This window comes from Chloroflexota bacterium (assembly GCA_013152435.1).
Lineage (GTDB): Bacteria > Chloroflexota > Anaerolineae > DUEN01 > DUEN01 > DUEN01.
Window position 1 is genome coordinate 1 of the sequence record JAADGJ010000051.1, and the last position, 6,650, is coordinate 6,650.

General features: G+C 65.0%; 8 protein-coding genes. 1 reads left to right on the forward strand and 7 read right to left on the reverse strand.

The genetic code is table 11. From position 1 onward, the window contains the following. The coding region (locus GXP39_06325; GenBank protein NOZ27654.1) for a hypothetical protein at positions 1-489 on the forward strand (489 nt) is incomplete at its 5' end. Positions 490-517: 28 nt separating this feature from the next. Here GXP39_06325 and GXP39_06330 read toward each other — a convergent pair. The 7 genes from GXP39_06330 to GXP39_06360 all read right to left on the reverse strand — a co-directional run bounded on the left by GXP39_06330 (position 518) and on the right by GXP39_06360 (position 6,478). After that, positions 518-1,828 (reverse strand): sulfatase, encoded by a 1,311-nt coding sequence (locus tag GXP39_06330; protein ID NOZ27655.1) that lies wholly within the window; start codon positions 1,826-1,828, stop codon positions 518-520. Positions 1,829-1,936: 108 nt separating this feature from the next. After that, a complete protein-coding gene (locus GXP39_06335; protein ID NOZ27656.1) occupies positions 1,937-2,314 on the reverse strand; it encodes a type II toxin-antitoxin system VapC family toxin in 378 nt (125 codons plus the stop codon). Next, on the reverse strand, positions 2,311-2,517 hold the full coding sequence (locus GXP39_06340) for an AbrB/MazE/SpoVT family DNA-binding domain-containing protein (protein ID NOZ27657.1): 207 nt from the start codon (positions 2,515-2,517) through the stop codon (positions 2,311-2,313). Before GXP39_06340 ends, GXP39_06335 begins: the two co-directional genes overlap by 4 nt. Before the next feature lie 128 nt (positions 2,518-2,645). Then, the gene (locus GXP39_06345) at positions 2,646-3,185 is read right to left on the reverse strand and encodes a flavodoxin family protein (GenBank protein NOZ27658.1); all 540 of its coding nucleotides are present in this window, start codon (positions 3,183-3,185) and stop codon (positions 2,646-2,648) included. A gap of 25 nt (positions 3,186-3,210) precedes the next feature. Further along, entirely contained in the window at positions 3,211-4,011 is an 801-nt protein-coding gene (locus GXP39_06350) for a sugar phosphate isomerase/epimerase (GenBank protein ID NOZ27659.1), read from the reverse strand. A gap of 14 nt (positions 4,012-4,025) precedes the next feature. Then, positions 4,026-5,081: a Gfo/Idh/MocA family oxidoreductase gene (locus GXP39_06355; protein NOZ27660.1), complete on the reverse strand. Its 1,056-nt coding sequence runs from the start codon at positions 5,079-5,081 to the stop codon at positions 4,026-4,028. A 386-nt stretch (positions 5,082-5,467) separates the two neighbouring features. Next, positions 5,468-6,478 (reverse strand): GDSL family lipase, encoded by a 1,011-nt coding sequence (locus tag GXP39_06360; protein ID NOZ27661.1) that lies wholly within the window; start codon positions 6,476-6,478, stop codon positions 5,468-5,470. Positions 6,479-6,650 lie beyond the last annotated feature (172 nt).

A 6,650-nucleotide genomic window follows, 5' to 3' on the forward strand; every position in this document is an offset into this window, starting at 1 on the left:
CTGGATGAGCTCTTCGTGTTACATGGCTTCTTCGCGGACACGAACGACAACTGCATATATGATCCCGACGAAGAGATCGGCAGGGCGGCCGACGGAGCGCGTCCAAGCCGGCGGAGCCCGCCGCGCGTCCCCGGGGCCTATCTCAAGCTGAATTTCCGAGATCCTGACGGCCGCCCTGTAGGTGACAACACATTATACATAGAGGTCATCTATCCGTCTCCCCACGAGTACTTCAGCTACGCTTACCAGATCGAGGTCCCACAGGCGACGGGGGCCCTGGTATATCTGGAGTTACCGCCGGAATCCGTCCCTTGCTCCGTACACGTCCATCCGAAGAACGGCCGTCCAAGCACCGACCTCACCATGAGCAACGCCGACTACTGGCAAGCCGTGCGGACCTCAACCACCGGTTACGCTATCGAGCATACCTTCATCGTCGAGCACAAGGCTCTCATCTATTTGCCGCTCATCAGGAGGCATTCGGAATAAGGATGACGGAGGCGGGAGATTTACAGCCTCATCCTGAAGATCCGACCGTTCGCGCCGGCTCCCGTGGCGACAGGCCATCGGGATCGTTCACCCGGGCGCCGGGCGGCGCGGGCACCGGTCCCCGCAGCAACGGATCGTCGGTGGCGCGCATCCACCGCTCCAGCCGGCCGCGCATCTCCTCCAACACCCCCGCCAGGGCCGGATCATCGACCAGGTTGCGCGTCTCGTTGGGATCGAAGACCAGATCGTAAAGCTGCTCCGTCGCCACGGGCCGATCCCGCCAGCCGTGCTGTAACCATACGTCCTTGCTGGGGCCATCGTCGCAGTTGGGCAGCACCGGCCGATCGCGGCCGTCGAAGCGCCGGATGTACTTCCAACGCCGGGTGCGCACAGCCCGCTGCGGCTCGTACGCGGCGTGGTACGTCACCTCGGCGAAGATCTCCTCATGGATCTCGTCCGCCTCGCCGCGGATCAGCGGCAGCAGCGACTCCCCCTGCAGCCAGGGCGGCCGCTCAATCTCCAGCAGATCGCAGATCGTGGGGAAGATGTCGATGTGGGAGACCATGGCGTCGATCACCCGGCCGCCGGTGAAACCGCCGGGGCCGCGCATAATGAGCATGACGCCGATGCCGTGATCGGTCAGGTTGCACTTCATGCCTGGGAAGGCGATGCCGTGGTCCGTGGTGCAGATGACCAGCGTGTCCTCCGCCAGGCCGCTCTCCTCCAGTGCGTCCAGCACCGTGCCGATGCCCCAGTCCAGTACGCGGGCGCTGGCCTTGAACGCGGCCATGTCCCGCCGGGTCTCCGGCGTATCGGGCAGCGGATGGGGCGGCAGGCAGAAGCGCGGGTCCTCCTGTGGGCCGGGCTCGTGAAACTCGCGGTGGGTCTCGATGAAGCCCACGGAGAGGAAGAACGGCTGCGATGGACGGCTCTTCAGGAACGCCGCGGCCGCCGGGGCCACGTGCTCGGCCCGGTTGCTCTCCACGGGCACGATGCGATCGTAGCCGATGACACTGGCGTCCTGGGCCACGTGTTGGACGCCAATGAGCGTGGACGTGTACCCGGCCCCGCGCAGCGTGTGGACGATGTGCTGGTGGTAGTCGTGCAGCGAGAAGCCGCGATGGGCTAGGCCGATCATGCCGCTGCTGTGGGCAGACTGGCCGGTGAGCAGCGCCGCCCGGCTGGGTGAGCAGGTGGGCGCGGCGCAGAACGCCTGTCGGAAGAGGACGCCCTCCTCGGCCAGCCGCTGGATGTTGGGCGTGGGCACGGCGTGGCCGTACGGCTGCACGTACCGGCCAGTATCATGCGAGTGGATATACAGGATGTTGGGACGGCTCATGGATGTACCTCCGCAATGACGGATAACGAAGGATAAACGCTATCGCTGCAATGGGTAGCGGCGATTCATGAATCGCTGCTACCCATCTTCCAATCTACCGATCGCTACCTACCGGGTCTTCTCGATATATCGTACGTTCTCCACGTCTTTGAAATCGGCATCCTGGGTCCACAAAGTAGCATCATGTGCAAGCGCCGTCGCGAGCATCACGCTGTCGGCCATGGGCAGCTTCCTTTCCACCGATAACTTCGCCGCCATCAACGCCAGCTCGGCTGTTAGATCCACCACCTCCCCTTCCATCATCACGGCAATCGCCTGCAGCGCCGCGCCCTCTCCACGCTGTTGGAGAACCTTTTTGAATACCTCATACAGGCTAAGGGTGGGAACGATCAACTCTGAAGTCTTCTCGATCGCCGGGGCGAAAAACTCCGCGTTCGGCCCGTCCGCGAAGTACTCCAGCCAGCCGCTTGAATCCACAACATTCATAGCCGATCCGACTCCCGCTCGATGGAGGTGTCGATTCCCTTCAAGAAGCCGCGCGCTTCCTGGACAGGACGGATAGGGATCAACTCAATGCGATTATCGTACAGGAAAACTCTGATTTTCTGGCCGGGATGGAGACCGAGTGATTTGCGGATCCTATTGGGAATCACGATCTGAAATTTGGGTGAAATTTTCACAGTATCCATACCTATCCTCGCTCGATATCCTGATCGTAATACACCCTTATTATACCAGTTGCATAGGAGGAAGCCAATTGAGACATAATAGCGGCACGGTAGCGGCGATTCATGAATCGCCGCTACCGTTACCGCCGCTACCGCCTGCCGAGGACCGGGTGCAACTCGTTGCGGCCGTCTACGTACACGGCCACCCACTGGGCCAGCCGCTCGCCCAGCCGAGCGCAGGCAGCGATCTCCCGTTCCGCCCGGGGCTCGCCGGCCAGCACGGCGCCGTAGTGCAATGTGAACTGCTGGGCCACGTAGTCCGTCACGCCGAACACCAGGAAGCCGAAGTTCATGAGCACGGTCAGCAGCGATAGGCAGGTCAGCTCCGCGCCGCCGCCCCACCCGCCGGACGACGAGAAGGCGCAGGCGATCTTGCCATCCACCTTGCCCCATATCTCCCTCGCCGCCTCATCCCAGAACCGCTTCATCTTCCACGAGAGCACGCCCAGATTGGTCGGCGAACCCACGGCCAGACCATCACACCACCGGATGTCCTCCGGGGTCGCCTCGTCCACCGACTTCAGGCGCACCTCCATGCCCGGCACACCGCGGGCGCCTCGCGCCACATGCTCCGCCATCTTCGCCGTATGACCCGTCGCGCTGTCGTACAACACCAACACATTGCCCATCGTAGACTCACGCCTCCTCTTTCCTTCAGGATATCTCGTCCTCGTAACGCCTCATGGTCGCCAGCTCCCGAGGCAGATGCACCTCATAGGGCTCCCAGTCGATCCACTCCCCGCTCAGATAGCCATCATAAGAGATGGCCTTCAGCAGCTCCATCGCACGCCGAATGTCGATATCCCCCTCGCCGATGGGCCGGAGCTCCAGCCGATCCAGGCGGGCGGATCCGTCGTGGACGTGGACGTGCCGGATCCACGGGCGCAGGATCTGAAACGCCTGATCAACGGTCCTCCCGGCCTGCCGAACCGGATGCATCACGTCCCAGTTCACCGCGACGGCGGGATGATTCACCCGACGCATGACCTCGGCCACGTGATCCGGGTCGCACCAATCGTCGTGGGTCTCCAGGCAGACCACCACGCCCCGCTCCCGCGCGTGCCCGGCGACGGCGCGCAGGGACTCGGCCAGGAGATCGATCGCCTCCTCGCGGCTCACGCCCTCTGGAATGGCGCCGCCGAACACCCGGATGCGCGGGGCCCCGACGTCCGCCGCCAGGTCGATGCACCGCAACGTCTCGTCGACCTGCTCCCGCGCGGTCGCCGGGTCCGCGTATCGGCAGGAGGTGGCGATGCAGCAGATCTCGATGCCGCTGTCGATCGCCTTCTGCCGGGCCTCCCTCCGCCGGGTCGCGTCGGCGTCGAGCTCGATGCCGTGCGCATGCCCGGCGCTGATCCTCGGCTCGATGCCGTCGTAGCCATACCGCTTCGCCAGCGTCAGCATCTCATCCAGGCTCAACTGGGGACAGGAAAAGCTCATGAACGCGTACTTCATCTTCGGCCTCCCGGTCATTCGATCTCAACGGCTACGCCCCGCTCGGCCGAGGCGTAGATCGCGTCGGTGATCTTCTGTACGATCAGCGCCCGCTCCAGGCTCGTTTCGGGCTGCCGGCCCTCCCGGATCGCCGCGGCGAAGTCCTGCACCGGGCCGGCATGGGTCATGGCGTAGTCCTCATCGCCCTCCCAGATCGTCCTGGACACGACGCCATCCTCGGTCGTCGTATCATCGTGCACCACCGCCTTGCCCTGGCCCGGGGTCATCTGCAGCCGCAGCGAGCCCTTGGTGCCGACGACCCGCCAGGCCTCCTCGGTCTGGGCGGCCATGTACTCGCCGCGCTCCAGCGTGATGACGGTCCCGTCCTCACAACGGATGAACGCCGCGAAGTGGGTCTCCGCGTCGGAGCCCGGCGCCACGTGTGACTCGAACTGGGGCGGCACCGTCCAGGTCTGGGCCAACACCAGCCTCGGCCGGAGCGACCAGCCGGTGATGCCCAGCAGGTAGTCCAGATCGTAGCAGCCCCAGTTGGTCAGGATCCCCCCGCCGTTGAGCGAGCGATTCAGGCGCCAGGCCGGCGGCGTCATCTCGGGGGGCCTCCCGGCGGCCTTGACGGCCCGGCAGTGCAGCACGCGCAGATCCCCCAGGGCCCCGCTGGCGATCAGATCGGACGCCGCCCGGGCGGACGGGAGGAAGCGGAAGCGAGACGAGCAGCAGCCGGCGACCAGATCGCCACGGGCCCGGATCATCCGCTCCACCTCGCCCGCGTTCATGGCCACGGGCTTCTCGGTCAGCACGTGCTTGCCGGCGGCGAAGGCGCGCAGCGCCAGCTCGGTGCGATCGCGGGCGGGCAGCGCGAGCACCACCGCCTCCACCTGCGGGTCAGCGAACAGGTCGTCCGCATCGGTGTATACCGTCCCCACGCCGAATCGCTCGGCCGCCTCCCGGGCAGCTTGCTCGCGCAGGTCGGCGACGGCGACGACGTCGATCAGCGGCGAATCCGTGGCCATCTGCAGGTGCACGCGCCCGATCACGCCGCACCCGACCACGCCCAGCCTTACCGGTTCCATACCGACACCTCCCATCATGTTCCCCATCGGCACGACAGGGCAAGACACAAGACAAGTGGAGCAGGTCTCCTTACCCGCTCCCCGACAGGAGCGCAAGGCCTTGCACCCCATCCGCATCAACTGAACCCGTAGGGGCGACCCGGCGGGTCGCCCTTACTACCGATCGACAACCAGGAGAACAACGGCCGCTTGTAGCCCGCTTCCGGTCTATTCTCGAGGCGACACAAGCACGAGTAGAGTTCCTTGCCCGGGCGACGAAAGCAGCGACGGTAACTTCCACGCCGCCGCAGACGGAGCATGGGAGCTCCGCCTGCTGTTGGGAGGGCACGGCAGCCGCTCTCCTCCTATCTCAACCTGCTTCCATCCCCCCCACACGGAACGGAGCGTCACGCGACCCCGTTGCCGGTAAAGTATCGAGCGGCTACCTTCTGCAGGAAGCTCCGCCCCATAACCCGATACCCCTCCGCGTTCGGATGCAGTTCGTCCGGCAGGAGATGCTCATACCCCGGCCCCAGGATCTCCAGCCCGTTGACGTAGTGCAGATGACGGTCGCCGTGGGCCCGCAGGGTCTCCACCGCGGCCTCCACCTCCTCCCGCATGATTCTCAGGGTCATGTCGACCGCGTTGGGCGTGTCCTCCCGCGGCGGCGAATAGATGGGCGACATGACGACGAACGGCACGTCCGGATGCCGCTCCCGGACGATCTGCACGAAGCCGATGATGGCCGGCCGAAAGGTGCGCAGGTTCAGGCTGCTGGCCCCGTAGATGTTGATCCCCACGCACATGGAGAGATAGTCGGCGGGCAGGTCCCGGATCATGCGGGCGATCATCGGATCGAGATGGCACTGGCCGCCGAAGCCCAGACAGGTCAGGTTCAGCCCATGCCCGCGGGCCACGATGGCCGGCCAGGTCTGCGTGGGCGAGGCGGCCGCCCGGCACTGGGTGATGGAGCTGCCGTAGGTGATCCAGCGCGGCCGCTTATCCTCGAACGGGGCCACGCTTACCCCATCGCTGAGCTCCAGGGAGCGCAGGCGGAACTCGCCGAACTGGGGCAGCCATAACTCGATCACCTTCTCGCCGGCGGGCAGCCCATCGAACCGGAAGCGATCTCTGCCGTCCAGCTCGGCCGAGCCCAACAGCTCGCCATCGCAGCAGATGTCGATCCCGGCCATTTCCGGATAAGGGACGATCTCCCCGGCGACCAGCGTGGTATCGCTGCGGAAGGCGATCCGGACCCCAGCGGGCATGGCCGCCCGCTCCTGAAGGGCATCAGGGGGGAAGAGGGCGCGGTCCTGATGAGGGATGCGCCATGGCATCGCCCATTTTTCGGTGTGCTGTACGGAGACGGCGCCATACCACGTAAGGCGAGGATCATCGGGACGAAGCGTGTAGGACATCGATGTTTCTCTCTGCGTTTTTTGTAGGATGTGGTGATCTCCCTATCGGATGTCGGTGGGCCTGCGAGGGCCGTCTCGTAAGGGAGGGGCGATTCGTGAGTCTCCCCATTGGTATCAAGTTAAGCGATACAGAAGCGTGACCCCGCATCTCTGGGGTGGCTCGGAGGGGCTA

Bases quoted from the DNA above. Each gene is read 5' to 3' on its own strand.
- GXP39_06330 (NOZ27655.1), bottom strand. From the start codon at position 1,828: ATGAGCCGTCCCAACATCCTGTATATCCACTCGCATGATACTGGCCGG.
- GXP39_06335 (NOZ27656.1), bottom strand. From the start codon at position 2,314: ATGAATGTTGTGGATTCAAGCGGCTGGCTGGAGTACTTCGCGGACGGG.
- GXP39_06340 (NOZ27657.1), bottom strand. From the start codon at position 2,517: ATGGATACTGTGAAAATTTCACCCAAATTTCAGATCGTGATTCCCAAT.
- GXP39_06345 (NOZ27658.1), bottom strand. From the start codon at position 3,185: ATGGGCAATGTGTTGGTGTTGTACGACAGCGCGACGGGTCATACGGCG.
- GXP39_06350 (NOZ27659.1), bottom strand. From the start codon at position 4,011: ATGAAGTACGCGTTCATGAGCTTTTCCTGTCCCCAGTTGAGCCTGGAT.
- GXP39_06355 (NOZ27660.1), bottom strand. From the start codon at position 5,081: ATGGAACCGGTAAGGCTGGGCGTGGTCGGGTGCGGCGTGATCGGGCGC.
- GXP39_06360 (NOZ27661.1), bottom strand. From the start codon at position 6,478: ATGTCCTACACGCTTCGTCCCGATGATCCTCGCCTTACGTGGTATGGC.